Source organism: Aestuariibius violaceus (assembly GCF_040779325.2).
Taxonomy (GTDB): Bacteria; Pseudomonadota; Alphaproteobacteria; order Rhodobacterales; family Rhodobacteraceae; genus Aestuariibius; species Aestuariibius violaceus.
The window spans coordinates 250,388-274,930 of record NZ_JBFONT020000004.1 but is presented as its reverse complement, the minus strand read 5'-3'; the positions used below and the strand labels follow the sequence as shown (position 1 = coordinate 274,930).

Annotated in this window: 22 protein-coding genes and 1 tRNA gene; 7 read left to right on the top strand and 16 right to left on the bottom strand. The window is 64.8% G+C overall.

Going from position 1 to position 24,543, the window contains the following annotated elements:
• Nucleotides 1–27 precede the first annotated feature (27 nt).
• The gene (locus tag AADZ90_RS15235; protein ID WP_367310670.1) at nt 28–2,250 is read right to left on the bottom strand and encodes a TRAP transporter permease; all 2,223 of its coding nucleotides are present in this window, start codon (nt 2,248–2,250) and stop codon (nt 28–30) included.
• Nucleotides 2,251–2,366: 116 nt separating this feature from the next.
• The gene (locus AADZ90_RS15230) at nt 2,367–3,344 is read right to left on the bottom strand and encodes a TAXI family TRAP transporter solute-binding subunit (RefSeq protein WP_367310671.1); all 978 of its coding nucleotides are present in this window, start codon (nt 3,342–3,344) and stop codon (nt 2,367–2,369) included.
• A gap of 227 nt (nt 3,345–3,571) precedes the next feature.
• Between AADZ90_RS15230 and AADZ90_RS15225 the strand changes: the two genes are divergently transcribed.
• Complete coding sequence (locus AADZ90_RS15225; RefSeq protein ID WP_367310672.1) at nt 3,572–4,198, top strand: class I SAM-dependent DNA methyltransferase; 627 nt, start codon at nt 3,572–3,574, stop codon at nt 4,196–4,198.
• Between the two features lie 32 nt (nt 4,199–4,230).
• On the opposite strand, the gene AADZ90_RS15220 is transcribed toward AADZ90_RS15225, so the two are convergent.
• The 5 genes from AADZ90_RS15220 to AADZ90_RS15200 all read right to left on the bottom strand — a co-directional run bounded on the left by AADZ90_RS15220 (nt 4,231) and on the right by AADZ90_RS15200 (nt 9,231).
• Nucleotides 4,231–4,305: transfer RNA gene (locus tag AADZ90_RS15220), tRNA-Gln, on the bottom strand.
• A gap of 62 nt (nt 4,306–4,367) precedes the next feature.
• Nucleotides 4,368–5,705: a mechanosensitive ion channel domain-containing protein gene (locus AADZ90_RS15215; RefSeq protein ID WP_411997053.1), complete on the bottom strand. Its 1,338-nt coding sequence runs from the start codon at nt 5,703–5,705 to the stop codon at nt 4,368–4,370.
• A gap of 15 nt (nt 5,706–5,720) precedes the next feature.
• Nucleotides 5,721–7,211, bottom strand: coding sequence for a KpsE/RkpR family capsule polysaccharide export protein (locus tag AADZ90_RS15210; protein WP_367310674.1), 1,491 nt, complete (start codon nt 7,209–7,211; stop codon nt 5,721–5,723).
• Entirely contained in the window at nt 7,195–7,848 is a 654-nt protein-coding gene (locus AADZ90_RS15205) for an ABC transporter ATP-binding protein (RefSeq protein ID WP_367310675.1), read from the bottom strand. The genes AADZ90_RS15210 and AADZ90_RS15205 overlap by 17 nt, the downstream gene beginning before the upstream one ends.
• A gap of 84 nt (nt 7,849–7,932) precedes the next feature.
• Nucleotides 7,933–9,231 carry a Na+/H+ antiporter NhaA gene (locus tag AADZ90_RS15200; RefSeq protein WP_367310676.1) on the bottom strand — a complete coding sequence of 433 codons (1,299 nt, stop codon included), beginning with the start codon at nt 9,229–9,231 and terminating at the stop codon, nt 7,933–7,935.
• A 356-nt stretch (nt 9,232–9,587) separates the two neighbouring features.
• Between AADZ90_RS15200 and AADZ90_RS15195 the strand changes: the two genes are divergently transcribed.
• Nucleotides 9,588–9,941, top strand: coding sequence for a hypothetical protein (locus AADZ90_RS15195; protein ID WP_367310677.1), 354 nt, complete (start codon nt 9,588–9,590; stop codon nt 9,939–9,941).
• A 92-nt stretch (nt 9,942–10,033) separates the two neighbouring features.
• On the opposite strand, the gene AADZ90_RS15190 is transcribed toward AADZ90_RS15195, so the two are convergent.
• Nucleotides 10,034–10,903, bottom strand: coding sequence for a DUF2927 domain-containing protein (locus AADZ90_RS15190; protein WP_367310678.1), 870 nt, complete (start codon nt 10,901–10,903; stop codon nt 10,034–10,036).
• Nucleotides 10,904–11,073: 170 nt separating this feature from the next.
• Here AADZ90_RS15190 and AADZ90_RS15185 point away from each other — a divergent pair, with 170 nt between their 5' ends.
• Together AADZ90_RS15185 and AADZ90_RS15180 are read left to right on the top strand one after the other, a co-directional pair.
• Entirely contained in the window at nt 11,074–11,670 is a 597-nt protein-coding gene (locus AADZ90_RS15185) for a uracil-DNA glycosylase family protein (RefSeq protein ID WP_367310679.1), read from the top strand.
• A complete protein-coding gene (locus AADZ90_RS15180) occupies nt 11,663–12,418 on the top strand; it encodes an SseB family protein (protein WP_367310680.1) in 756 nt (251 codons plus the stop codon). Before AADZ90_RS15185 ends, AADZ90_RS15180 begins: the two co-directional genes overlap by 8 nt.
• A gap of 2 nt (nt 12,419–12,420) precedes the next feature.
• On the opposite strand, the gene AADZ90_RS15175 is transcribed toward AADZ90_RS15180, so the two are convergent.
• The 6 genes from AADZ90_RS15175 to AADZ90_RS15150 form a co-directional block, all read right to left on the bottom strand.
• Nucleotides 12,421–13,359 (bottom strand): 2-hydroxyacid dehydrogenase, encoded by a 939-nt coding sequence (locus AADZ90_RS15175; protein WP_367310681.1) that lies wholly within the window; start codon nt 13,357–13,359, stop codon nt 12,421–12,423.
• Nucleotides 13,340–14,479: a rod shape-determining protein RodA gene (gene rodA / locus AADZ90_RS15170; RefSeq protein WP_367310682.1), complete on the bottom strand. Its 1,140-nt coding sequence runs from the start codon at nt 14,477–14,479 to the stop codon at nt 13,340–13,342. The genes AADZ90_RS15175 and rodA overlap by 20 nt, the downstream gene beginning before the upstream one ends.
• The gene (gene mrdA / locus AADZ90_RS15165; protein ID WP_367310683.1) at nt 14,476–16,425 is read right to left on the bottom strand and encodes a penicillin-binding protein 2; all 1,950 of its coding nucleotides are present in this window, start codon (nt 16,423–16,425) and stop codon (nt 14,476–14,478) included. The genes rodA and mrdA overlap by 4 nt, the downstream gene beginning before the upstream one ends.
• On the bottom strand, nt 16,422–16,961 hold the full coding sequence (locus tag AADZ90_RS15160) for a rod shape-determining protein MreD (RefSeq protein ID WP_367310684.1): 540 nt from the start codon (nt 16,959–16,961) through the stop codon (nt 16,422–16,424). The genes mrdA and AADZ90_RS15160 overlap by 4 nt, the downstream gene beginning before the upstream one ends.
• A complete protein-coding gene (mreC, locus tag AADZ90_RS15155; RefSeq protein WP_367310685.1) occupies nt 16,954–17,853 on the bottom strand; it encodes a rod shape-determining protein MreC in 900 nt (299 codons plus the stop codon). Before mreC ends, AADZ90_RS15160 begins: the two co-directional genes overlap by 8 nt.
• A 61-nt stretch (nt 17,854–17,914) precedes the next feature.
• Nucleotides 17,915–18,961: a rod shape-determining protein gene (locus AADZ90_RS15150; protein ID WP_367310686.1), complete on the bottom strand. Its 1,047-nt coding sequence runs from the start codon at nt 18,959–18,961 to the stop codon at nt 17,915–17,917.
• Nucleotides 18,962–19,139: 178 nt separating this feature from the next.
• Between AADZ90_RS15150 and AADZ90_RS15145 the strand changes: the two genes are divergently transcribed.
• Nucleotides 19,140–20,114: an ATP-grasp fold amidoligase family protein gene (locus AADZ90_RS15145; protein WP_367310687.1), complete on the top strand. Its 975-nt coding sequence runs from the start codon at nt 19,140–19,142 to the stop codon at nt 20,112–20,114.
• A gap of 18 nt (nt 20,115–20,132) precedes the next feature.
• On the opposite strand, the gene AADZ90_RS15140 is transcribed toward AADZ90_RS15145, so the two are convergent.
• Nucleotides 20,133–21,701 carry a 2-isopropylmalate synthase gene (locus tag AADZ90_RS15140; RefSeq protein ID WP_367310688.1) on the bottom strand — a complete coding sequence of 523 codons (1,569 nt, stop codon included), beginning with the start codon at nt 21,699–21,701 and terminating at the stop codon, nt 20,133–20,135.
• Nucleotides 21,702–21,713: 12 nt separating this feature from the next.
• Entirely contained in the window at nt 21,714–22,070 is a 357-nt protein-coding gene (locus tag AADZ90_RS15135; protein WP_367310689.1) for a cupin domain-containing protein, read from the bottom strand.
• Nucleotides 22,071–22,298: 228 nt separating this feature from the next.
• Between AADZ90_RS15135 and AADZ90_RS15130 the strand changes: the two genes are divergently transcribed.
• Together AADZ90_RS15130 and AADZ90_RS15125 are read left to right on the top strand one after the other, a co-directional pair.
• The gene (locus AADZ90_RS15130) at nt 22,299–22,964 is read left to right on the top strand and encodes an SDR family oxidoreductase (protein ID WP_367310690.1); all 666 of its coding nucleotides are present in this window, start codon (nt 22,299–22,301) and stop codon (nt 22,962–22,964) included.
• A complete protein-coding gene (locus tag AADZ90_RS15125; RefSeq protein ID WP_367310942.1) occupies nt 22,958–24,484 on the top strand; it encodes a cryptochrome/photolyase family protein in 1,527 nt (508 codons plus the stop codon). The genes AADZ90_RS15130 and AADZ90_RS15125 overlap by 7 nt, the downstream gene beginning before the upstream one ends.
• Nucleotides 24,485–24,543: the final 59 nt, after the last annotated feature.

Genomic DNA, 24,543 nt, shown 5'->3' with positions numbered 1-24,543 from the left:
GGCAAGCGGCCGCCGCCGCCCCTGCCGTCAGGCGGCGGGGGCGGGGCCGGAGCGGAAGGCGCGGGCCAGAAGGAACAGCGCCACCGCCCCGCCGATGCCGATCAGATCGGAGATGAGCCCACCTTCGATCATGAAGAGCGCGACGACGATCAGCGCGATGCGGATCAGGCCGTTGGCCCGGCCGCCGACCCACCAGCCCTGTACCCCGGAGGAGAGGAGGAACACGCCGAAGACAGCGGTCGCGCCCGCCCGCAGCACTTCATACCAGGTGCCGTCCATCAGGAGGGCTGCGTTGTAGAAGAACATGAAGGGCACGACGAAGGCCGAGATGCCGATCTTGAACGACGCGACGGAGGTCGCCATCGGGTTCGCGCCCGAAATGCCCGCCGCCGCATAGGAGGCGAGTGCGACTGGCGGCGTGATGGCCGAAACGACGGCGAAGTAGAAGACGAAGAAATGCGCCGTCAGCATCGGGATGCCCATCTGGACGAGGCCCGGCGCCACGACCGAGGCCGCGACCGCGTAGGCCGCCGTCGTCGGCATCCCCATGCCCAGCAGGATCGCGATGCACATGGCGAAGAAGAGCGCCAGAAGCTGGTTCGCGTCGGCGATGTTGAGAAGCACCGACGAGAACCGCGCGCCGACGCCGGTCAGGCTGATGACGCCCACGATGATGCCCGCGCAGGCGCAGACGGCGATGATCTGGATCGCCATGGTGCCCGCAAGCTCGAACGCCTTGGAGACGCTGCGCAGGCCCATCCGGTAGGGGGTGAGCCAGCTGACGACCGCGGCGGCGGCAGTGGCGTAGGTGCCTGCGCGGATCACGGAATAGCCCATGAAGAGCGCGGCGATCAGGATGACGATCGGCAGGAAGAGGAAGACGCGGCGCGCCATGTCGCGGAACTTTGGCAGCTCGTCCTCGCGCATGCCGCGCATGCCGAGCTTGGCCGCCTCGAAATCCACCATGAAGTAGATCGACACGAAATAGAGGATCGCGGGGATGATCGCGGCGATGGCGATGTCCTGATAGGGGATGCCGGTGATTTCGGCCATGATGAAGGCGCCTGCGCCCATGATCGGCGGCATGATCTGCCCGCCGGTCGACGCCGCGGCCTCGACCGCGCCGGAGGTCGTGGGGCGGTAGCCGACCTTTTTCATCAGCGGGATGGTGAGCGATCCGGTGGCCACGACGTTGCCGGCGGAGGTGCCGTTGATCATGCCCATCAGGCCCGAAGCGAAGATCGCCACCTTAGCCGGACCGCCCCGCGCGCGGCCGGCGGCGGCGAAGGCGAAGTTGACGAAGTAGTCGCCCACCTTCGAGGCCTGCAGGAAGGCCGCGAAGATGATGAAGAGGATGATGTAGGTGGACGAGACGGCGGTGGTGGGCCCGAGGATGCCCGCGTCGGTGTAGACCTGGCTGAAGAAGCGGGTCCATTCGATGTCGGGCGCGTTGAGGAAGCCGGGCAGGTAATCGCCCACGAAGACGTAGATCAGGAAGACGCCGGCGATGATGATCAGCGCGAGGCCCGCGACACGGCGCGTCAGCTCCATGATGAGGGCGGTGCCCGCGACGGCGGCGAGGCTGATGCCGACCGGCGCGAAGGGCGTGCCGGTCGAATTGCGCATGAGCGTGCCGTAGATCGTGATAAGATAGATCGCGACGGCAAGCCCGCAGACCCCCAGCACCAGATCGGCCGGCGAGACGGCGCCGCGGATGCGGGGGCGGACCCAACCGATCAGGATGCCGACAGTCGTGGCGGCAAGAAGCGGCACGCCGTAATGCCAGATCTCGGCCTCGCGGATGGCCGCGTCGATACCGTTCCACATGGTGCCGCCCGCGATCTGCCCGGCAAAGCCGATGGCCGTCCAGCAGGCATAGAGCGCCGGGATGATCGCGACCCAGGCGAGCAGGTCGAGCGGGTGGCGCCCGCCGCGATCGTCATCGGGGAAGGCGCGCGCCGAATAGAGCGTGAAGCCCAGGATCAGGGCGCCCGCGATATGGATGATGCGGAAATTCCAGGTCTCGAGCGGGAAGGTCGGCAGGAAGGGGATCTCGATCCCGGTCCAGTCGCCGATAGACCAGCCGTTGAGCGCGGCCATGTGGAACAGCGCGTAGAGCCCCGACATCGTGGCGACGACGTAATAGGCCCAGCCCGCGAAGACGCGGCGGTTGTGTTCGACCGGTTCGTCGTCGACGCCTTCGGCGATGACCTGTGGCTCGGAGTTCTGTGTGTCCTGCGACGACGTCATCGTCATGCCTCCCCGCGATGCGATCCGACTTGGATCGCGGACCCTCCCCCGGCCCTGGTCTCAACATATGGGTCCGCCCGCCGCTGGGACGGGCGGACCCGGTCCGTCAGGCGCGATCAGTTCCCGAAGATCTGATCGGCCGGGATTTCTGCGCCCGCATTTTCAGCGAACCATTCGGCCGCGCCGGGATGCCAGGGCAGGACGCCCGCGTTCTTGTCCCAGTTCTCGGGCAGGGTGGAGCGGGCGGCGCGGTGGATGTTCACCATCCGCTCGTTATCGGACATCACCACGTCGACCGCGGCCTTCACGAAGCTGGCCGGAAGGTCGCAATTGGCGATGGCGAAGTTCCACATCGACACCGACCGCGCGTCTTCCTCGAGCGTGGTGTAGGTGTCGGCGGCGATCATGAATTCCGAAACGGGGAACGCCCCGAGGATCGTCGCCTGCTCGTCCTCGGTGAACTCGATGATGTTCACGTCGGTCTGGACTTCCAACTGGCTGACGGCCGGGACGGGCACGCCCGCGGCGAAGGCGATGACGTCGAGCAGGCCGTCCTGAAGCTGGCCGCCGAGGTCGGACCAGCCGCCGTTGCGGCGTTCGAAGTTGACGCCGAGCTCTTCCATCATGCGGGGGAAGTAGGTGTCGGAGGTCGACCCGGCCGGGCCGAAGCCGATCCGCGCGCCGTCGGGGATGTCGGCGATGCTTTCGATCCCCGAGGAGGAGAGCGCGGTGACGCTGAAGGGCGTCTGGTACATCGGGAACATCGCGCAGGCATTGTCCATCTGCAGGCCCGGGGCGATCGGGTTGGTGCCGGCGATGGATTCCGCGGCGGGGCCCATCGTGGTCATGCCGAACTGCGCGTCGCCGGTGTGGACAAGCGCCATGTTCTGCATCGGGCCGCCGGTGACTTCGCCGGCGCCGGTGAGGCCGAGTTCTTCGGCGACGAGGTTGGCCCAGCCGGAGCCGTAGGCAAAATAGGTGCCGCCCTGGCTGGCAGTGCCGACGGTAAAGCTGTCGGGCCAGCCTTCGCGATCTTGCGCGACCGCTGTGCCCGCGAGGAGAGCCGTCGAAACGGCGAGGTAAACGATCTTCATGTGACCTCCCATTGGTCTTTACAGGCACGTTTTGTCGCACCTGGACTTCCATCGGCCTGCAGGTAACGACAGCAGACCTAAAGCTTCAAGACGTAGTCCGTTTCAAAAATTGGCGAATAGTTGCGTAAGTCTGGGTAGAAGGCTGCCCATCTGGCGGGTCGCGTGTGCCGGAACACGCACAGACGCCTCCCTTTGGCAGGCGGTCCGAGGGCGGTTAGGTATGAGCTATGAAGTCGCCAGCCGATCGGGTGATAGAGCTTTACCGCAGCCATGCGCGTGCCTGGGTGGCGCGCCGCGGGCGGCATTTGACGGAGAAGGTCTGGATCGATCGGTTCCTGCAACGACTGCCCGACGCGCCGTCCGTACTGGATCTGGGCTGCGGGTCCGGCGAGCCGATCGGCCGATACCTGCTGGAGACGGGGAGTGAGGTTGTCGGGGTCGACGGGTCCCAGGAATTGATCGAGATCGCACAGGGGAGGGTTCCCGGCGCCACCTGGATCACCGCCGATATGCGGGCCCTCCGCCTGGATATGGCGTTCGACGGGATCCTGGCCTGGAACAGCACCTTCCACCTGACGCCGGAGGATCAGCGCGGAATGTTTGCTGTCTTCGAACGGCACGCCGCGCCCGGGGCGGCGCTGATCTTTACGAGCGGTCCGCGGTATGGAGACGCGCTGGGTGAGTTCGAGGGGGAAGCCCTCTATCACTCAAGCCTTGACGAGGACGAGTATCGGGCCTTGCTGAAGCAACACGGCTTTGCCGTTGTGGATCATGTCGTTGAGGACCCGGATTGCGGTTTTCTTACGGTCTGGCTCGCGCAGAAAGACGCATCTTTCCCACTGGAGAGGCCGTGATGCAGCCAGAATGGCGCGCCGGGGGAGGTGTCTGGCTGGGGTGGTAGGATTCGAACCTACGATACACGGTACCAAAAACCGCTGCCTTACCACTTGGCTACACCCCAATGACGACGTGCCTCTTAGCGGGCAGGACGGAACGGCGCAAGATCTGATCGGGGGTGTTTGGTCATTCCTCGGGAGCGTCTTCCGAGAGGAGGTCGGGCTTGGCCTCATCGCCGCGTTCATCCTCGATAATACGGTCGAGGGCATCTTCGACATCGGCGGTGACATCGGGCGGACCCTCGGCCTCGGGCGGGCCGGCGGGGTGGGGGGCGGCGGCCTGCGGCTGGATCATCTGGATGCGGTAGGTCGTGTCGGGGACCTCGACGCCTGCGGCCTCGATCGCGTCCTTGACGAGCCGCAGCGCTTCGCCCTTGGCCCGCGGCAGGGAGGTTTCGCGCTGGTCGATCCAGCCGGTGACGGTGAGGAAGATCGCCCCGTCGCCGATCCGGTCGATCCAGACCAGCGGCGCGGGATTGGCAAGCGTGAACGGCAGCCCCTCGACCACCTCGGTCGCAAGGTTGCGGATCTTATCGAGATCGGCATCGGAGGCGACGCCGATTTCGAAGAGGAAGCGGCGTTCGGGGTTGCGGGTGAAATTGGTCATCCGGCTTTTGAAGACCGTCGAGTTCGGGATGCGGATATGGTTGCCGTCGAAGCTGAGCAGGATCGTGGCGCGGCTGGTGAGGCGGATCACTTTGCCCATCTCCTGCCCTTCGATCTGGACGACGTCGTTGGGGCGGAACGGCTGACGGAAGCTGAGCATGATCGAGGCGATGAAGTTTTCCACCGTGTCGCGAACGGCGAAACCGATGGCGAGGCCGATGATCCCCGCGGCGCCGAGGATCGTGCTGAGGAGGGCCGTCGCCCCCATGATGTCGAGCGCGATGACGAGGGCCGCGATCAGGAAGACGAGGCGCGCGATCTGGCGGTAGATGTCGGAGATGAAGCTGTTGGGGGCGAGGCGGTCCCAGGGCTGGCGCATCCGGGCGATGGCGAGGCCGAGAAACAGGATGCCCAGGAAGACGGCCAGCGCCACAAGAAAAAGCGGCAGCGCCCCGACCATCTGGTTGAGGCGGGCATAGAGCCGGTCGAGCGCGGGGTCGAGGCGGCGGACCACATCGGAGGTTGCCTGCACCTCGTTGCGGACCTGCACGACACCGTCGACCCGGGCGGCAAGAGCGCTGAGCTCGGCGACGTCGGCGGTTTCGGCGGTTTCCCCGCGCAGGGTGACGACGCCGGAGCGGACGGTGACGGTGACATCTTCGAACCCACCGAGTTCTTCGAGGATGTCGCGCATCCGCTGGGCGATGGCAGCGTCGGTTCCGGCGTCGCCATCGACCGAGATCGGGCCTTCGGGTTGGGTGCCGTTATCCTGGGCGTGCACGGCGGCGCCGGCGAGCAGGAGCGCGCAGGCGAGGAGGGCCGCAAGGGCGTGGGCGAATAGCCGTGGGATCCGTTCCATGTTGCGCCGTATCGCCTAGGACGAGACCTGTTCCCGCAGGATCGACGCGGTGAGCGAGATCATCAGGTAGACCCCCGAAAAAATCAGAAAGACGAGGAGCGTGTTCTCGAAGGCGCGCGGGTAGGTCGCCTCATCCGGCGCGATGGGTTCCACGTTGAGCGAGAGGTAGCTGCGCTGGCGGTTGGCTTCGATGCGGGCGGTCTCCATCTGCTGGAGGGCCGCCTGAACCATGACCGTCTGGAACTGGTAGTTCTCCTCGGCTGTGCGAAGCTCGGCATTCTTGGCGGCCTGGCTGATCCCCTGGACATTGGCGCGGGTCGCCCGCTGACGCAGGTCGGCAATCAGGCTTTCGATCCGGGCGATATCGCCGCGCACCGCTGCAACGGCCGCCTCGTTCGGGCGCTGCGCGCTGAGGAAAGACTGAAGCTCCAGCTGCTTGGTCTGCATCTGGCTTTCCAGCGTCGAGATCTGCCCGACGAGTGCTGCGGTTTCGCCGACCGGGTCGATCGACTGCACCTCGGCCTGGAGCCGCTCGAGCACGCCCAGCGCCGCTGCCCGGCGCGCCTCGGCCTCTTCATAGCTTTCGCGGGCGCCCGACATCTGATCCTCGCGGACGCGTTGGGTCAGAAGATCGACCTCGGCCTCGGCATAATCGATGAGCGCGCGGGAGAAGGTGACGCTGGTTTCGGGATCGGCGGCGATCACCTCCATCCTGAGCAGGCCTTCACTGGGGTCGTAGCCGATCTTGACGTGGTCACTATAGACGTCGAACGATTCCTCCATCGTGGCCTCGGGATCGAGGCGCTGGAGGGGATCGATCCAGTCCTGACTGAAATGGGCGCGGAAGCCGTGCTCTTCGTCCAGCCGCAGAAGCGCCTCGCGCGATTGTAGGAAGGACTGGACGCCGACGCTGTCCTGCTGGGTGGCGAGGCCCGTACCCTGGAAGAGGCTGCCGAAGCCCGCCGCGGCGTTCTGGGATTCCGCCTTGGTGACGACGAACTCCGAATGGGTCGCGTACATCGGCGTTGCCATTTCGTAGAAGTAGTAACCGAAGAGCGCGGTTGGCAGGAACACGAATACCGCAAGCCGCGAGAACAGCATCGCGATATTGGCGCGGCGGCGGCGCACGATGTCGCGCTGCATCTGCATGACCTCGGCCGCGCGGTCCATTGGCTTTGGCTTGCGTTTTTCGGGCAGGTTCCTGGGCTGCGCCTGGGGCAGCTTCACCTCATCCTTGGGCTTCTGATCCTCTGGTACGACCAGTTCTAGGATGGCGGACCGGCTGAACGGATCGATCCCGCGGGCGCGCAGCTGCTTGACCGCATCGAGATCGGAGCTGACCTTGAGCCCGTGCTTGGCAGCGATCCGGCGCGCGGTGCGCAGCTGGCGACCGGTCAGCTTTTCCTCGGCCGGAGGCTCGGCCGCGGCGGAAGATGCGGCGTCGGCGGGCGGGGCCTTGGGGACCCGGCGGATGTTGAACTTGGCGGCTTTAGGCTTGGAAGTCATAGAGCGCTTTTGCCTCTTCCAGCGTATCGAACATGTGTAGTCTACCGTCTTGGAGCACGGCGGCGCTGCGCGCAAACTTTTCAAGCGTCTCAGGCTGGTGCGAGACGATCACCACCGTGGTGGTTTCGAGCCGATCGCGCATGATCCTGCCGGCCTTGCGGTTGAATTCCACATCCGTGGTTGCCGGCATCCCCTCGTCGATGAGGTACATATCGAAATCGAGCGCCAGCATCAGCGAGAACGTGAAGCGGGCGCGCATGCCGGAACTGTAGGTTCCAAGCGGCATGTCGAAATACTCATCCAGCCCGCACATCCAGCGCGAGAAGGCTTCGACATAATCGGGATCGAGGCCGTAGAGACGGGCGATATAGCGGCAGTTTTCTGTCCCGGTGTGCTTGGTCGTTACCCCGCCCATGAAGCCCAGCGGGAAGGAAATGCGGGCGTTGCGGCGGATGACGCCTTCGTCGGGCTTTTCAAGGCCCGCCATCATGTTGATGAGCGTCGTCTTGCCCGTGCCGTTGGGTGCGAGGATGCCAAGCGAATTGCCAAGCTCGATCCGGAAGGAGACCTGGTCGAGGATCACCTTGCGCTGGGTACCCGTCCAGAAGGACTTGCTGACATTTTCGAATTCCAGCATCCGGGTATGCTCGCCTTCAAGCCGTCTGGGCGGCGTTTTTAAGGAGTATACGCCAATCTGTTAAGGGAGTGTGAGGGCGAAACGTCACGCGGTCTGCTTCTCCACGCGGGCGAGGCGGCCCGCCAACACTGCGACGACGGCGGCAAAGAAGCTGAAGAGCGCGCCCATCTTGGCGGCATCCTGGACCGGCCCCGGCTCGAACGCGACAGCAGCAATGAAAAGCGACACGGTAAAACCGATCGCTGCGACGCAGCCGATGACGAAGAGGTCGACGATCCGCATTCCCTGCGGCAGGCCGAGATTGAGCATTCGCGCGCCGATCCAGCCGAACAGGAGCACGCCGAACGGCTTGCCGATCAGGAGCCCCGCCAGGACAAGCCATGTCGGATCCCCGATGGAGGAGAACTCAACGCCCGCATTCAGGAGGCCGAAGAAGAACAGCACGAACTCCACCGGCAGCTTCAGCATGTGTTCGATGTGGTTCAGCAGGTCGGTCAGGTACTGCTCGGCCTCGCTGAAGATGCCGAAGGCGCGGTCGGCATGGGGGATCGTGGGGACGATGGGCAGAAGGCCAAGGGCGGGGTGCAGCCCCGCTTCGGCAAAGCCGTACCAGCTGAGCGCGCCTGCGATGAGATATGGCCAGAAGGACAGCTTGTGGCGCGCCCAGGTCGACCAGCGTCTGTCCTGATCGCCCCGGTCAAGGCGCCGGGGCAGCCAGTTGAACAGGGCGAAGACACCGATGGCCGCCCCAAGCGAGAGCAGCAGCCAGACCGGCGCAAGCTCTCCGCTTGGGTAGAAGACGGCAAGAATGATCAGGCCCGCTGCATCGTCGGCGATGGCCAGCAGGAGCAGGAAACGCACCGCCGGGTGCCCTGCGCCAAAGACGATGCGGCCGACGAGGTAGGAGAACGCGATATCGGTTGCCGTGGGGATCGCCCAGCCGCGGGCCACGGCATCATAGGTGTCGGAGCCGAAGACGAAGTAGGCGAGACCCAGATAGACGGCGACAGGCCCGGCCATGCCGCCGAAGGTCGCAAAAAGCGGGGTGGCGGCCTTTTTGCCGCGCAATGCGCCGTCGCGGAGGATGATCGCCTCCCACACTTCCTTGGCGGCGATGGCGAAGAAGAACGCCATAAGAAGATCGTTGACGAGGTAGTGGAAGGACAGGACCTTTTCGCTGTCACCTCCGTACTTCTCGTAGCCCTCGCCATAGGCCTTCGCCCAGTACTCAAAATCGAGGCCGATTAAATCATTAAACCAGATCGGGTACTCAACCGTATGATGATAAGAGTGGGGGTCAATATTCGCCCAGATGAGTGCGATCAGGGCCCCCGCGATCAGAAGCAGTGAGTAATTGGTGACATAGTTCCATACCCGATACATGCGTCGGTGCTCCTGTCCCGGCGTTCGCGGTGGCATAAACCGGGGTGCGGCATAGAACAATGCTGCGTTCGACGCATCCCCAGACTGTCACAAAGGGTCGCGAAACGGTCACATGACCTCACGGAACCGCGTGATTCCGCACAGATTTATTTCAGTGCGAAGGTTTCAATGCGATCACATAAAATTATCATTTGAAAACAATTTGTTGTATATGTGCATTTTTGCAATCACGTCTCTATACTTTTGCCAGATGGCAAGATCGCCTGGCAGGCCCATTTTGAGCCGTGTCGAGGGCAACACGCTTTCGCACCGAAACAACCAGACCTTCGGGTCACCTGCTAGAAAGGACTAACATTATGAAAACCCTCGCACTTGCCGCCGTTGCTGCTGCCGCTTTCTCCGCTCCTGCTTTTGCAAGCGATCAACTGGCCGCTCAGCTGGGCCTCGACGCCGGCAGCTACTCTGTCGCTGAGCTGATCGAAATCCGCGCCGCGCTGGAATCCGAAGAGCGGACCCAGTCCGACTTCTACATCAACGAGCGTTCCTCGGTCGTTTCCACGCAAAGCGTTGGCATCACCGCCGGTCACTCGCAGCTGGCCGCTCAGCTTGGTCTCGATCCCAGCGCCTACACCGTTTCGGAACTGGTTCAGATCCGCGCTGCACTTGAGAATGACAAGCGGACCTTCGCTGACTTCTACATCAGCCGCTAAGGTTGACGATTATCCGGGATGCGCCGATGGCGCCTCCCGGCAACATCAAGAACCGGTTCTGCTGCGACATCAGCGGACCGGTTCTTCTCTTTTTAGTGGGCGAGCCTGCTGGACAGGGCCGAGACGATCGGCACGACCTCGTTCCGGCGCATACCGGATCGCAGATGCCCGCTGTAGAGGATGCGCAGGAGCATCTTGTCGTGGTCGGTCAGGACCGCGAATTCTTCATCATCGTTGAAGATCGACGGGCGGGCGCTTTCGCAATCGTTGGGCAGGCCCATGCCTTGGGCGAGTTCCTCGGCGATGCAGGAGGCGCGCATGCGGGGGGCGTGTTCGGCGCGGATGATCGCAACGACGCGGCGGTAGCCCTGGCGCAGGTCGCCATGGGGGACCGCGATGACCTTGCAGAGGTGATTGCGCGGCATCCGCTTGATCGCCATCAGATCGCTGCGGCTGAGTTCCGGCGCGGTCCGTTTGAGGTGGTCTGCGACCCCTGGCAGATCGCTTTGGCCGACGACGAGGACCTGGAAATTGGCCGCACCGCGGGCCGCATGGACCGGATGGCCGGTCGCATGGGCGATGGTGGCGAAGGTTTCGGCAATCACCGTATGGTCCGAGATCCGCTGGGACTGGCCGACCGAGGCGCCGAAGGTCACGGAATAGGCCACCGGCGTCTCCCACCGGACTAAAGGCTTCGCACCGGAGCCGCCATATTCGTGGCGCATGGCGATTTCGGCGAAATTGTTCGTCAGGCCGGAGGCTGTGATGGGCGCGTCGTAGGGCCGCGCATCGGTCCGCAGGCGTCCGGCAGAGAGAAGCTGGGCCTGGAGGTGGGCGTAGTATTGGCCAAGCGAGCTGTTGCGGAGGGAGGATTCGACGAGGCTGTTCGCGAAAGCGGACGGCGCGGCCAAAACTATTCCTGCTGCGAGAGTTGCCTCTCGCCAGAACTGTCGTGTCCTCATGCCTTCCCCTGTTCGTCAACAACGCCCCAACCCGACGGATAACAGCACAGACGCCCCCGCCGGATCAAGAAGTCCGCTACGTCGTTTGCGATGCGTTGCACAAACGTTTGGCATCGCCGGCGGGTTCGAATTGCGAGACGCATGCTCGTTGTGCATTAGATGACCCGCGCATGTCCGACCTGACACATCTGAAAAACGAGCTTGCCGGTTGCATGATCTGCGCCGACCGTTTCGCCGCGACCGCGACAGCGCATCGGCCGAATCCGGTGGTGTGGTTTCAGCAGGGCGCGCGGCTTCTGATCGCCTCGCAGGCGCCCGGGATGAAGGTACACAAGGCAAACACGCCGTTCTGGGATGCGTCGGGCAAGCGGCTGCGGGATTGGCTGGGGGTCGACGAAGCGACGTTCTACGACCGTTCGCGGGTCGCGATCGTGCCGATGGCGTTCTGCTTTCCGGGATACAACGCCGCCGGATCCGACCTGCCGCCGCCCAAGGTCTGCGCCGCGACGTGGCGGCAGCCGATCCTCGGCGCGCTGGAGGGGGTCGAGCTGACCGTGCTGATCGGCGGCTATGCCCAGAAGTGGCATCTGGGGACGAAAACGGGCGTGACCGAAACGGTGGCGGGCTGGCGGGACCATGCGCCGAAGCTCTTCCCCTTGCCGCACCCGTCCTGGCGCAATACCGCCTGGCTGAAGCGCAATCCGTGGTTCGAGGCGGAGCTGCTGCCGGTGCTGCGCGCCCGTGTGAAGGAGGTTCTGGATGGATGAGACGCCGCTCGACCGGGCCGCTCTGCAGGCAGCGGCAGAGGGCAGCGATGCCGCGTGGCGCCGACTGCTCAGCCGGGTGTCGGCAACCGATCTGTTCCTGCTGCTGGAGGCAGAGGCGGAGGGGGATCAGGTGCGCCCTGTCGTGACCGATCCCGGCAGCGGGCCGATGGCGCTGGCCTTCGACCGAGAGGCGCGGCTGGCGGATATGGCGGGCGGCGCACCTTATGCGGCCTTGCCCGGCGGTGATCTGGCAGCGCTGCTGGCGGGACAGGGGGTGGGGCTCTGCCTGAATCTCGGAACGCCGGGAGAGATCGTTGTGACGGCGGACCAACTGGGCTGGATCGTCGGGGCGATGGGCGAAGGGCCGTCTGATGCGCCGGACCCCGTGGCGTTGGAGGCGCCGTTAGCCGCGGATGCGGATCTGCTGGATGCGATCGGACAGGCGGTGGCGCCGTTCGGATCGGCGGCGGGGGAGGTCTATCTGGCGTCGTTGCGGCGAGCGGATGGGACTGCGGGATATGTTCTGGCATCCGTCGGTGCCGAGGACGAGGCGCGGCCGGTCTTGGCGGGCGCTTTCGAGACAGCCGTGCGGCTGGCCGGTGTGGCCGATGCCGATATCGCGTTTGCCGAGGCGGGCAGTGCGTTGGCGGAGCGTTTGGCGCGGGTGGGGGTGCGGTTCGATCCAGAGGAGACGGCTGCGCCGAAAGGGCCGGGGCTCGACCCCGAGAAACCGCCGATCTTGCGCTGAGGTCAGTAGCCGGCGGACCTGTCGACGAGGTGGAGGAACGGTTCGCCCGCCTCGCCGCGGCGGATGTTTTCGGCAATGACGCGGGAGGCGGTCGCTGGCCGGGTTTCGGAGGCGATGTGAGGCGTCACGGTCACGCGGGGATGCGCCCAGAAGGGATGATCCTGCGGCAGCGGCTCGGTGCGGAAGACGTCGAGCGTCGCGTGAGCGATGTTCCGATCGAGGGCGGCGAGGAGCGCGTCGTCATCGATCAGCGCGCCGCGCCCCGGGTTGAGGATCGTCGCACCGTTGGGCAGGCGGGCAAGGCGGGCCGCATCGAGCAGGGTGTCGGTGGCGGGCGTCAGCGGCAGGAGCAGGACGAGGATCTCGGCCTGCGCGAGCGCCTGGTCGAGGCCGCCAGCGCCGGAGAGGCAGGTGATGCCGGGATGGGCCTTTGGGGACCGGCTCCACCCGAAGACGTTGAAGCGGAGGGCCACCAGCGCCTCGGCACAGGCCGCGCCCAACTCGCCCAGGCCGAGGATCGTGACGGTGCGGCTTTGCGCCAGAGGCGGCGGCTCGTTGATCCAGGTCCGATCCGGGTTCACGATATGGGCGTCCATGCCGAGGTGGTGGCGCAGGACGTGGCCCGTGACCCATTCGACCATGCCCTGCCTGAGCCCCTCATCCACCATCCGGGCGAGCGGTTGGGTCAGGGTCGGATTACCGACGATGCCTTCGACCCCGGCCCAGAGGCTGAGAACGGCCTTGGCGCGGGTGAAGGGCGTGAAGTCGGCGACGGGGCCGTTCGGGGCGTAGACGATGTAATCGGTCTGGTCGGGCGCATGATCGCGGGAGAGATCGACAGTCAGCCCTGCCTCGTCGAAAGCGCGCCTGAGCGGCGCCTCCCATGCCGTCCATCGTTCGGGCTTTGCGGCGAAGAGAGCCTTAACGGGGCTTGTGGACATGGGCGCTTTGCACCAGCCCGAAGGCGATCATCAGAACCAGCATCGCCGAGCCGCCATAGCTGACGAGTGGCAGGGGAACTCCGACAACGGGCGCGAGGCCCATCACCATCGCCATGTTGACCGCGAAGAACAGGAAGAAGGTCATCGCGATGCCCATTGTCAGAAGTGAGGCAAAGCGGTCCTTGTTGGTGATCGCGCTGGCGATACAGAAGAGGATGATCAGCGCGTAGAGGATCAGCAGGAAGGACGCGCCGAGGAAGCCGAACTCTTCCGCCAGCGTGGTGAAGATGAAGTCGGTGTGTTTCTCGGGCAGGAAGTTCAGGCGCGATTGGGTGCCCTGCATGAAGCCACGCCCCGTCACCCCGCCGGAGCCCAGCGCGATCTTGGCCTGGGTGATGTGATAGCCCGTGCCGAGCGGGTCGTTGGCCGGGTCGAGGAAGGTGTCGATCCGGCGGTACTGATAGTCGCGCAGGATCTGCCAGGACGTGCCGCGGGACTGGAAAACGGCGGCGATGCTGGCGACGCCTGCGGCGATGACGGTGCCGAAATAGGCCCAGTGGACGCCCGCGAGGAACATGACCGTGCCGCCGCCCATCAGGAGCAGCAGCGACGTGCCGAGATCGGGTTGCCGCACGACGAGCAGGACCGGGATCATGATGAGGATCAGCGGCAGGAGCACCCAGAACGGGCGCGACGTCTTCTTGAGCGGCAGCCAGTCGTAATAGGCGGCCAGCAGCATCACCATGGTGATCTTGGCGACCTCGGAGGGTTGGAGGTTCATCGGCCCAAGGTCGATCCAGCGCTGGGCGCCTTTCTGTTCGACGCCGACGAACTCCACGAGGAGCAGAAGGACGATGGAGCCCGCATAGGCGAGCACCGCCATGTTCCGCCAGAACCAGATCGGCACCATGGCGACGAAGATCATCAGGACGAGGCCGAGGATGAAGCGTTCGATCTGAGGCCGGGCCCAGGGATACATCGACCCGCCCGCGACCGAATAGAGCATCAGGAAGCCGGCGCAGGCGACGGCGATCAGAAGCAGGATGAGCGGCCAGTTGAGATAGAGCAGCTTGCGCGGCCCGGATGGCACGAAGGCGGTGTTGTAGACGAGATAGCTCATGCCCGGTCGCTGCCAGACGGCCCGTCGAAATTGCGCAGATTCAGGCGGTCATGCAGTTCCTGCACCTCGGCGTGGACACCTTCCGGGTAGGCCTCTATCGGCACCTCGCCGTCATAGAGGGCGCGCAGGATGACGTCGCGCCCGATGGGGGCCGCGGCGCGAGAACCGCCGCCGCCATGTTCAACGACGACCGCAACGGCATAACGCGGATTTTCGAACGGTGCATAGCAGACATAGAGCGCGTGGTCGCGGCGCTCCCAGGGAAGATCTTCGTTGCGGGTCACACCGCGGGCGCGTTCCTCGGCGGTGATCCGGCGGACCTGGCTGGTGCCGGTCTTTCCCGCGATCTCGTATCCCTCGGCAACGGCGCGCGAGCGGTAGGCCGTGCCGCGGCGATGGTTCGTGACATCGAACATCGACCGGCGGACACGGCGCAGGATGTTGTCGTTAAGGCCCAAGGCCTCGCCTGCGCCATCGGGCTGGGCGACGCCATCGATCGTACGGATCAGGCGCGGTTTCACATCGCGGCCCGTCGCAAGGCGGGCGGTCATGACGGCAAGCTGCAAGGGAGAGGCCAGCACGTAGCCTTGCCCGATGGATGCGTTGACGGTGTCGCCGCGGCGCCAGACCTCCCCGCGGGTTTCTTGCTTCCAGGCGCGGTCGGGGGCGATGCCTTCGGCGACCGCGCTGAGCGGGATGTCATGGCGGACACCCAGACCAAGGCGGCGCGCCATCTCGGCGATCTTGTCGATGCCGACGCGCTGGGCGATCTCATAATAATAGACGTCGCAGCTTTGCTTGAGGCTTTCGTGGAAGTTCATGTTGCCATGGCCGCCGCGCTTCCAGCAGTGGAAGCGCAGGCCCGAGACGGTGGTGTGGCCGGGGCAGTAGACTGTTTCTTCGGGGCCGATCACGCCAGCTTCGAGCGCGGCGAGGCCGGTCACCATCTTGAAGGTCGACCCGGGCGGATAAATGCCCTGGCAGGCCTTGGCAGCGAGCGGGCGATACTTGTTTTCGTTCAGGGCCCGCCAGCTTGTGGTCGAGATGCCGCGGGTGAACAGATTCGGATCGAAAGAGGGGGAAGAGACCACAGCGCGCAGATCACCGGTTTCGCAATCCATCACGACAGCGCTGGCGCTTTCGCCAGCCAGACGGGCCTGGACGTAGTTCTGCAGCTTGGCGTCGATCGAGAGTTGCAGGTCGGCACCGGGGTCTCCTGGCTGGCGGTCAAGTTCACGCATCACCCGGCCGACCGCGTTGACCTCGATCCGGCGGGATCCGGCGGAGCCGCGCAGCATGTGCTCGCGCCGGGCCTCGACGCCTGTCTTGCCGACGGGAAATTTGGGGATCTGAAGGAGCGGATCCTCATCTTCGGCGAGGTAGCCCCGTGTCATATCGAAATCTGAAACGGGGCCGACATATCCGACGACGTGGGCGAGGTCAGGTCCCTGCGGATAGCTGCGCGACAAGCCGACCTCGGCCGAGATGCCGGGCAGGGCGGGGGCGTTGACCGAAACCTTCGCCACATCCTCCCACGGGATGCGGTCAGAAATGGTCACGGGGACGAAGGGCGAGCGGCGGTTCATCTCATCCATGGCCCGGACGAGATCCTCTTCATCGATGTTCACGATGCGGGTAAGACGCGCCAGCACTTCGCCCACGTCGCCGGCATCCTCGCGGACCATGACGATGCGGTAGTTTTGTTCGTTCTCGGCCAACGGACGGCCGTTGCGGTCGAAGATCAGGCCGCGGGCGGGAGCCAGAAGGCGGATATTGACCCGGTTTTCTTCGGCCAGAAGGCGATAGGTTTCCGCCTCTTCCACCTGCATCTGGCGCAGACGCCAGCCCAGGACGCCCATGATGCCCACCTGCACACCGCCCATGACAAGCGCGCGGCGTGTGACGCGCCGCGCGCTTTCGGCGGTTTCCTGTGGCCCGCGCTTCATAGCCTGTGCCCCAGCGCGTCGACTTCGCCCGGGGCGGTCTTGCGCACGCCGAAGAGGGTGTTCGAGGCGAGAACGGCAAGCGGATAGATCAGGATCGTCGCGCCGATCTGGATCAGTGTCAGGCTGAGCGGGACCTGCGGCGTTGCGGTGACTGCGAGGACCAGCCGGTTGCCGACCATCATCGCCAGAAGCACGGCGCCGACCATCGCCCATTCGGCGATGAAGGTGATGTTGCGCAGGTTGTGGATGCGATTGCGCAGGAATTCGGTGCCGAGGACGACCAGCGCCGCCCAGAGGCCGGGCGGACGGTGGAAGAGGAAATCGGTCAGGAAGAAGACCAGCGCGATCAGCCAGACCGGCAGGAAATCCGGGCGGCGGGCCACCCAGGCGAAGGTCAGCGCCAGCAGCAGGTCGGGCGGTGCGATGTTGCGGGGCACCGTGTTGAGCGGCACGAGGCTGAGGAACACGATCCCCAGCGTCAGCAGCACGAACAGCGCATGGTGCCGCCAGATATCCGACGTCGGATTGTCAGCCATCGGCGGGTCCCTCCGCCGCGAGCTCTGCCGCGTCCGGTTCGGCGACAAGCGATCCGGGATCGGTGATCGGCTCTGCCTCGCGGCTGCGCAGGACGCGCAGGAATTCGAGCCGTTCGTAATCGGCGGCGAGGCGGACGCGCAGGCGTCGGTCGGTGGCCTGGCTGACCGAGCCCACCAGCAGATCGCCCGGAAAGACGCCGCCATCACCCGAGGTCACGACCCGGTCGCCGGGGCGTACGAGGCTTGGATCCTCGAGGAATTCGATCACCGGGCCGATCGTGTTGTCGCCCGCGAGAACGGCTTTCTGCCCCGAGGGCTGGATGGTGATCGGGATGCGGCTGGACGTGTCGGTCAGCAGCATGACGCGACTGGTCTGGCCGCCGACGCCCGAGATACGTCCGACGAGGCCGAGGCCATCCATCGTCGCCCAGCCGTCCTGGATCCCGTCCTGGCGGCCAACATTCAGCAGCACCGATTGCCGGAAAGGCGAGCCGCTGTCGGTCAGCACGACGCCGGTGACGAAGGTCAGTTTGGGGTCGATCCGCACGTCGTTGAGGTCGAGAAGGCGGGCGTTTTCCTGTTCCAGCTGCAGCGCGGCTTCGCGCCAGGCCTGCATGCGCCGAAGCTCCCTCCGAAGCTCTTGGTTTTGTTCGTAGATCTTGGCGTAGCTCTGGAAGTCCGACGTAATGTCAGCGACCGTGCGGACCGGCGCGAGCGCCCAGTCGAAGCTCGGCACGACGCTGTCGACGATGGCGGCGCGCAGCCGCTCGACGCGGGGGTTATCGATCCGCCAGAGGACGAAGGTGCCGATCAGGACAAGCAGCAGCAGGCCGACGACGAGCCGCCGGAGCGGGCCGGTAAACTCCTCTGCCTTGCCTTTGTCGCGCGCCAAGCGATTGCCTCCTGACCCCGGTTTGCCAGCCGCCCGTCAACGGGCTGGCGCCCGTGTTCGTTCAGCTGTCGTAATCGATCACGTGCCTGAGCTGTTTTTCATACTCTAGCGCCTTGCCAGTGCCCAGCGCCACACAATTGAGCGACTCGTCCGCGACCGAGATGGCCAGGCCGGTCTGTTCGCGCAGCGCCAGGTCGAGCTCGCCCAGAAGGGCGCCGCCGCCGGTCAGCATCACGCCCCGGTCGACGATATCGGCGGCCAGGTCGGGCGGGGTGGCTTCGAGCGCGGTCATCACCGCCTCGCAGATCTGCTGGACGGGTTCGGCCAATGCCTCCGCCACCTGCGCCTGGGAGATCTCGGTTTCCTTCGGCACGCCGTTCAGAAGGTCGCGACCCCGGATCTGCATCGAGGCGCCGCGGCCATCGTCGGGCATACGGGCGGTGCCGATGGATGTCTTGATCCGCTCGGCGGTGGATTCCCCGATCAGCAGGTTCTGCTGGCGGCGGAGGTAGGAGATGATCGCCTCGTCCATGCGGTCGCCGCCGACCCGGACGGAGCGGGCATAGACGATGTCGCCCAGCGACAGGACGGCGACCTCGGTCGTCCCGCCGCCGATATCGACGACCATGTTGCCGGTCGGGTCGGTGATCGGCATGCCGGCCCCGATGGCCGCCGCGATGGGTTCGGCGATCAGCCCCGCGCGCCGGGCGCCGGCCGAGAGGACCGACTGGCGGATGGCGCGCTTTTCAACGGGCGTCGCGCCGTGCGGGACGCAGACGATGATCTTGGGCTTGGAGAAGGTAGAGCGTTTGTGAACCTTGCGGATGAAGTGCTTGATCATCGCCTCGGCGGTGTCGAAATCGGCGATGACGCCTTCGCGCATCGGCCGGATCGCCTCGATCGAGCCGGGGGTCCGGCCGAGCATCAGCTTGGCGTCCTCCCCCACGGCGAGCACTTTCTTCACCCCATCCTTCACGTGATAGGCAACCACCGACGGCTCGCTCAGGATCACGCCACGCCCCTTTACGTAGACGAGCGTGTTCGCCGTACCCAGATCAATCGCCATGTCGGAAGAGAAGAGCCCCCCGAAGCCTCCGAAACCTGCCATCTTCGCCCCTAACAGTCCGGCGCATTGAAGCCGCGCCTGATCGTATAACGCGCAATCTTATAGGGGGGCGCCTTGTTGGTTGAAAGGCGAAATCCACATGATCTGGGCCTGTTGCCGATCTGACGCTGCATCCCCTATACGCCGCGGGGTCGAGTTGGTGCGGAAGGTGCCCCGAGGAATGAGGCTGAGCTTGCTGGACCGGCTGCTCGTGCGGGCGGTGGAACTCTATATGCGGCGGTCGTTTAGGGGCCTTGTGAAGCGGCGGATCAAGCGTGCCAAGGGGTTGAACGGCAAGTTTTCGCTCGCCGTTCCCCTTTCCGCGGATGACAAGTTCCTGTGGCGCAAGATCTTCGACCACGATCCGCGTTTCCCGATCATTTCCGACAAGCTGGAATTGCGGACTTGGATCGCGGCGGAGGGGATCGACGTTGCCCTGCCGAAGGTCCACTGGGTCGGGCGGGAGGCGGCGGAGATCCCGTCAGAGCTTTTGATCGGGCGCTTCGTCGCGAAGGCCAATCACGGAAGCGGGACGAACCTGTTCATCGAGAACGAGGCGGATGCCGGGGCAAAGCTGCGCGATCTGGGGCCGGAATGGCTGGCGCTCGATTACGGGAGGAAGACCCATGAATGGGGCTATTTCGGGATCGACCGCCGTCTTTTCATTGAAGAGCGGGTGGGAGGTACCTTTGCGGATGTCGATGTGGTTCGGGCCCTCACGATGGGATCCTGGATCGGGCGGGTCGTGCGGACGGTGGATCTGTTCGGCACCAAGCTGGGCCAGGTCTATGACCCGGCTCCGGACGGTGACGGGCTTGTGCTGTCGGAACGCGCGCCCAGCGTTTGCAACGGGGTGTCGGACAAGCCGCTGCCCGGAACGTGGGACCGCATGCTGGAGATCGCGCGCGAGATTGGGGAGCGGTTCGACCACATGCGGGTGGATTTTCTGACCGATGGCAGCGCGATCTGGTTGAGCGAGCTGACGGTCTACAATCAAGGGGGCTTCATCACGCTCGCTGGCGAGGATCCGGAGAGCCGGGTTTCCAAGGCGTGGGATATCCGGACGTCCTGGTTCCTGACGACGCCGCAGACGGGCTGGCGCCGCCTTTACGCTTGGCGCCTGCGGCTGATCCTTGACCGGGCGGCGGAGGCCTGAGCCCCCGCCGCTGGCCGGTCACCCCACGTCGCGATAGCCCACCGTCTTGAGATCGGCGCCGGGATTGGCGCTTTGCCGGCGGACGATCAGGCGGTTGAGCGCGTTGATATAGGCCTTGGCCGAGGCGACGACGGTATCGGTGTCGCTGGCCTGGCCGGTGGCGATGCGCCCGTCCTCCTCAAGCCGTACGGTGACGGTGCCTTGGGCGTCGGTGCCGCCGGTCACGGCGTGGACCTGATAGAGCTGCAGGCGCCCGCCATGGGGATAGACCGCCTTGATCGCGTTGAAGAGCGCGTCGATGGGGCCGTCGCCGGTTTCCTCGACGCTTTTCTCCTCGCCCTCGCGGATCAGGGTCAGCTTGGCGCGCTGGGGCCCTTCGGTGCCGCAGCGGACCTCGAGGCTCTTGAGTTGCAGCGTCTCCTGCCCGTCCGCCGTCTGTTCGGAAACCAGCGCGATCAGGTCTTCGTCGTAGACTTCCTTCTTGCGATCGGCGAGCGCCTTGAAGCGGACGAAGACGTCCTGCAGCTGGTTGTCGGCCAGATCGAAGCCCAGATCCTTGAGCTTTGACCGCAGCGCGGCGCGGCCCGAATGCTTGCCCATCACGAGCGACGTTTCGGACAGGCCCACATCCTCAGGCCGCATGATCTCGAACGTCTCGGCGTTCTTGAGCATGCCGTCCTGGTGGATCCCGCTTTCATGGGCGAAGGCGTTCTTGCCGACGATGGCCTTGTTGAACTGGACGGCAAAGCCCGACACGGCGGCGACCCGACGCGAGATATGCATGATCTTTGTCGTGTCGATGCCCGTCTCGAACGGCATGATGTCACCGCGGACCTTCATGGCCATCACGACCTCTTCGAGGGCCGTGTTGCCCGCGCGTTCGCCTAACCCGTTGATCGTGCACTCGATCTGGCGGGCCCCGCCTTCGACGGCGGCAAGAGAATTCGCCGTCGCCATGCCAAGGTCGTTGTGGCAGTGGGTCGCAAAGATGATCTCGTCCGCGCCCGGAACCTCGCGGATCAGCATCCGGATCAGGTCGGCCGATTCCACAGGTGCGGTGTAGCCGACCGTATCGGGGATGTTGATCGTGGTCGCACCCGCCTTGATCGCGATTTCCACGACGCGCTTGAGGTAATCCTCTTCCGTTCTTGTCGCATCCATCGGCGACCATTGGACGTTGTCGCAGAGATTGCGGGCATGGGTGACGGTCTGGTGGATCAGGTCCGCCATCTGGTCCTGATCCAGGTTCGGGATCGCGCGGTGGAGCGGCGAGGTGCCGATAAACGTATGAATACGCGGCTTTTTCGCGTGCTGCACGGCCTCCCAACAGCGGTCGATATCCTTGAGGTTGGCCCGCGCAAGGCCGCAGATCACGGCGTTCTTGGCGTTCTTCCCGATCTCGCTGACGGCCTGGAAATCCCCTTCCGAGGCGATGGGAAAGCCGGCCTCGATGATGTCGACGCCCATCTCGTCCAGAAGCCCCGCAATCTCGAGCTTTTCCGCATGGCTCATCGTGGCGCCGGGGCTTTGTTCGCCGTCGCGCAGGGTGGTGTCGAAGATCAGGACGCGGTCTTTGGTATCGGTCATCTTTCGTCCCCCTCAGATACGGTCTTTGGGTGCGGCGGGTTGCCCGCTGTCACCGGTGTTGGCTTCGCCCTTGGGCTCGATCAGCAGGACCTTGCACTCCTGCTCTGCCCGTGGCCGATGCACCTGGCCTGCAGGCACGACGACCAGCTCTCCCGCGCCGACCGTGACGGGATCGGCGCCCTCGTAGTCCATCGTCATCTCGCCATCGAGGACGAGGAAGAAATCGTCGGTGTCGTCATGTTTGTGCAGCGGGAATTCCCCTTGGAATTTCACCACCATAACGTCGTTGGTATTGTAGTCGGCGACGACCTTCGGATCCCAGTGGGAGTCGAATTGCGCCAGCTTTTCAGCCAGGTTTATCGCTTTCATCTTGTGTGTCCTTCTGCGTCTTAGCTTTGATCCGGCGCTGATCCCCCCTGAGCGGTCGCGCCGAAAGGCACGCTCAGAGGCGGCTAAGAAGAAGGAGGGCGCGCAGCAGGCGGGCCGGGATATGAGGCTGCGTCGTCATGATGCGCAGTATATCGCGGGTTTTGCGGCTGGGAAGTCACGAATTTCGCGGGCTTGGACTTTCGCCGGGACGGGCTAGCTCGGCCCATCATGGAACGGGTTTTGGTGATCGGGGCGTCGGGCGGCATCGGCTCTGCCATCGCGGCAGAGGCGGCGCGGCAGGGGGCCGAGGTGACGGGTCTGTCGCGGTCGGGCGACGGGCTGGACGTCACGGATGAGGCGTCGGTGGAGCGGGTTCTGGGCGCGCTGGAGGGGCCGTTCGATCTGATCTTCGTGGCGACGGGCGCGCTGGTCGTGAACGGGCACGAGCCGGAAAAGGCTTTCGCGTCGGTGACTTACAACGGGTTCGCCGATCAGTTCGCGGTGAACGCGATCGGCCCTGCGCTGGTGCTGAAGCATTCCCTGCGGCTTTTGCCGAAGGAGGGGTGGTCGGTCTTTGCGGCGCTTTCGGCCCGGGTGGGGTCGATCGGGGACAACAAGATCGGCGGGTGGCACGCCTATCGGGCGGCGAAGGCGGCGCTGAACCAGATCCTGCACGGGGCGGCGATCGAGATGGCCCGGACCCACAAGGACGCGATCTGTCTGGCGCTGCATCCGGGCACGGTGGAGACGGCGTTCACCGCGAAATATGCGGGGCGCCACAAGACGGTGTCGGCGGCGGAGGCCGCTCAGAATCTGTTAAGAGTGGTTAACGAAGCGTTACCGGAGCGCTCGGGCGGCTTTTACGATTACGCGGGGGAGGAGATCCCCTGGTGAAGCTCATCCTTGTCCTCGGCGACCAACTTACCCCCAGCCTGTCGGCTTTGCGCGAGGGCGACAAGGCCGCTGACGTCGTGGTGATGGCGGAGGTCGCTGACGAGGCGTCTTATGTGAAGCATCACCCCAAGAAGATCGCGTTCCTTTTTGCGGCCATGCGGAAATTCGCGAAGCGCCTGGAAGAAGACGGCTGGCGCGTCGCCTATACGCGGCTCGATGACGAGGATAACGCGGGATCCATTGACGGGGAGTTACTGCGCCGGGCGGACGAATTCGGCGCCAAGGAGGTCATCGCGACCGAGCCGGGGGAATGGCGGCTGATCTCGATCCTCGAGGATATGCCGATCCCCGTGCACCAGTTCCAGGACGACCGGTTCATCGCCAGCCACAAGGAGTTCGAGGAATGGGCAGAGGGCCGCAAGGAACTGCGGATGGAGTGGTTCTACCGCGAGATGCGTCGGAAGACCGGGCTGCTGATGGACGGGGACCAACCGGTTGAAGGGAAATGGAATTTCGACCACGACAACCGGAAGCCGCCACCCGATGGCGTCGATTTCTCGGGGCCGATGCAGTTCACGCCGGATGAGGTGGTGGAAGAGGTTCTGGACCTGGTCGAGCGGCGCTTCGGCAACCATTTCGGCGACCTGCGCCCCTTCTGGTTCGCCACCGATCAGGAGCAGGCGCGGCGGCAGCTGACGCGGTTCGTCAAGCACGCGTTGCCCAGTTTCGGCGATTATCAGGACGCGATGATGACGGGCGAGCCGTTCCTGTGGCACTCGATCGTGAGCCTCTACATCAATGCGGGGCTGCTGGGGCCGCTGGAGGTCTGCGAGGCGGCCCGTGACGCCTACAAGGCCGGTGACGCGCCGATCAACGCGGTCGAGGGGTTCATCCGGCAGATCATCGGCTGGCGGGAATATATGCGGGGGATCTATTTCCTTGAGGGGCCGGATTATACGGGGCGGAATTTCCTGAAGCATGACAGGGACTTGCCCGGCTTCTACTGGGGCGGGCGGACGAAGATGCATTGCATCAGCGAGGCGGTCGGCCAGACCCAGAGAGAGGCCTATGCCCACCATATCCAGCGGCTGATGGTGACGGGGAACTTCGCGCTGCTGGCCGGGATCGACCCGCATCAGGTGCATGAATGGTATCTGGAGGTCTATGCCGACGCCTATGAGTGGGTCGAGGCGCCGAACGTCATCGGGATGAGCCAGTATGCCGATGGCGGGATCGTTGGGTCGAAGCCGTATATCTCGTCGGGCGCCTACATCAACCGGATGTCAAACTATTGTAAAAGCTGCGATTATTCGGTGTCGACGAAGACGGGCGAGGGGGCGTGCCCGTTCAACCTGCTCTACTGGCATTTCATCGACCGCCATTTCGAGACCTTCGAGGACAATCCCCGGATGGGGAACATGACCCGGACCTGGGCGCGGATGGATGACGCGAAGAAAGAGACCATCCGCAGCGAGGCCGAGGCGTGGCTGAAGCGGATGGAGGCGGGGGAAGAGGTCTGATCGGGGTGGCGGCACTCCGTCGGCTTTTGGTCGGCTTTCTGTCGGACATGTTTTTGCGG

Coding starts and splice junctions, on each gene's coding strand:
- AADZ90_RS15230 (WP_367310671.1), bottom strand. CDS start 3,344: ATGAAGATCGTTTACCTCGCCGTTTCGACGGCTCTCCTCGCGGGCACA.
- AADZ90_RS15140 (WP_367310688.1), bottom strand. CDS start 21,701: ATGACCGATACCAAAGACCGCGTCCTGATCTTCGACACCACCCTGCGC.
- AADZ90_RS15225 (WP_367310672.1), top strand. CDS start 3,572: ATGAAGTCGCCAGCCGATCGGGTGATAGAGCTTTACCGCAGCCATGCG.
- AADZ90_RS15145 (WP_367310687.1), top strand. CDS start 19,140: ATGAGGCTGAGCTTGCTGGACCGGCTGCTCGTGCGGGCGGTGGAACTC.
- AADZ90_RS15195 (WP_367310677.1), top strand. CDS start 9,588: ATGAAAACCCTCGCACTTGCCGCCGTTGCTGCTGCCGCTTTCTCCGCT.
- AADZ90_RS15210 (WP_367310674.1), bottom strand. CDS start 7,211: ATGACTTCCAAGCCTAAAGCCGCCAAGTTCAACATCCGCCGGGTCCCC.
- AADZ90_RS15235 (WP_367310670.1), bottom strand. CDS start 2,250: ATGACGTCGTCGCAGGACACACAGAACTCCGAGCCACAGGTCATCGCC.
- AADZ90_RS15160 (WP_367310684.1), bottom strand. CDS start 16,961: ATGGCTGACAATCCGACGTCGGATATCTGGCGGCACCATGCGCTGTTC.
- AADZ90_RS15185 (WP_367310679.1), top strand. CDS start 11,074: ATGTCCGACCTGACACATCTGAAAAACGAGCTTGCCGGTTGCATGATC.
- AADZ90_RS15130 (WP_367310690.1), top strand. CDS start 22,299: ATGGAACGGGTTTTGGTGATCGGGGCGTCGGGCGGCATCGGCTCTGCC.
- AADZ90_RS15135 (WP_367310689.1), bottom strand. CDS start 22,070: ATGAAAGCGATAAACCTGGCTGAAAAGCTGGCGCAATTCGACTCCCAC.
- AADZ90_RS15200 (WP_367310676.1), bottom strand. CDS start 9,231: ATGTATCGGGTATGGAACTATGTCACCAATTACTCACTGCTTCTGATC.
- mrdA (WP_367310683.1), bottom strand. CDS start 16,425: ATGAAGCGCGGGCCACAGGAAACCGCCGAAAGCGCGCGGCGCGTCACA.
- AADZ90_RS15190 (WP_367310678.1), bottom strand. CDS start 10,903: ATGAGGACACGACAGTTCTGGCGAGAGGCAACTCTCGCAGCAGGAATA.
- AADZ90_RS15175 (WP_367310681.1), bottom strand. CDS start 13,359: ATGTCCACAAGCCCCGTTAAGGCTCTCTTCGCCGCAAAGCCCGAACGA.
- AADZ90_RS15180 (WP_367310680.1), top strand. CDS start 11,663: ATGGATGAGACGCCGCTCGACCGGGCCGCTCTGCAGGCAGCGGCAGAG.
- AADZ90_RS15150 (WP_367310686.1), bottom strand. CDS start 18,961: ATGGCAGGTTTCGGAGGCTTCGGGGGGCTCTTCTCTTCCGACATGGCG.
- AADZ90_RS15205 (WP_367310675.1), bottom strand. CDS start 7,848: ATGCTGGAATTCGAAAATGTCAGCAAGTCCTTCTGGACGGGTACCCAG.
- rodA (WP_367310682.1), bottom strand. CDS start 14,479: ATGAGCTATCTCGTCTACAACACCGCCTTCGTGCCATCCGGGCCGCGC.
- AADZ90_RS15215 (WP_411997053.1), bottom strand. CDS start 5,705: ATGGAACGGATCCCACGGCTATTCGCCCACGCCCTTGCGGCCCTCCTC.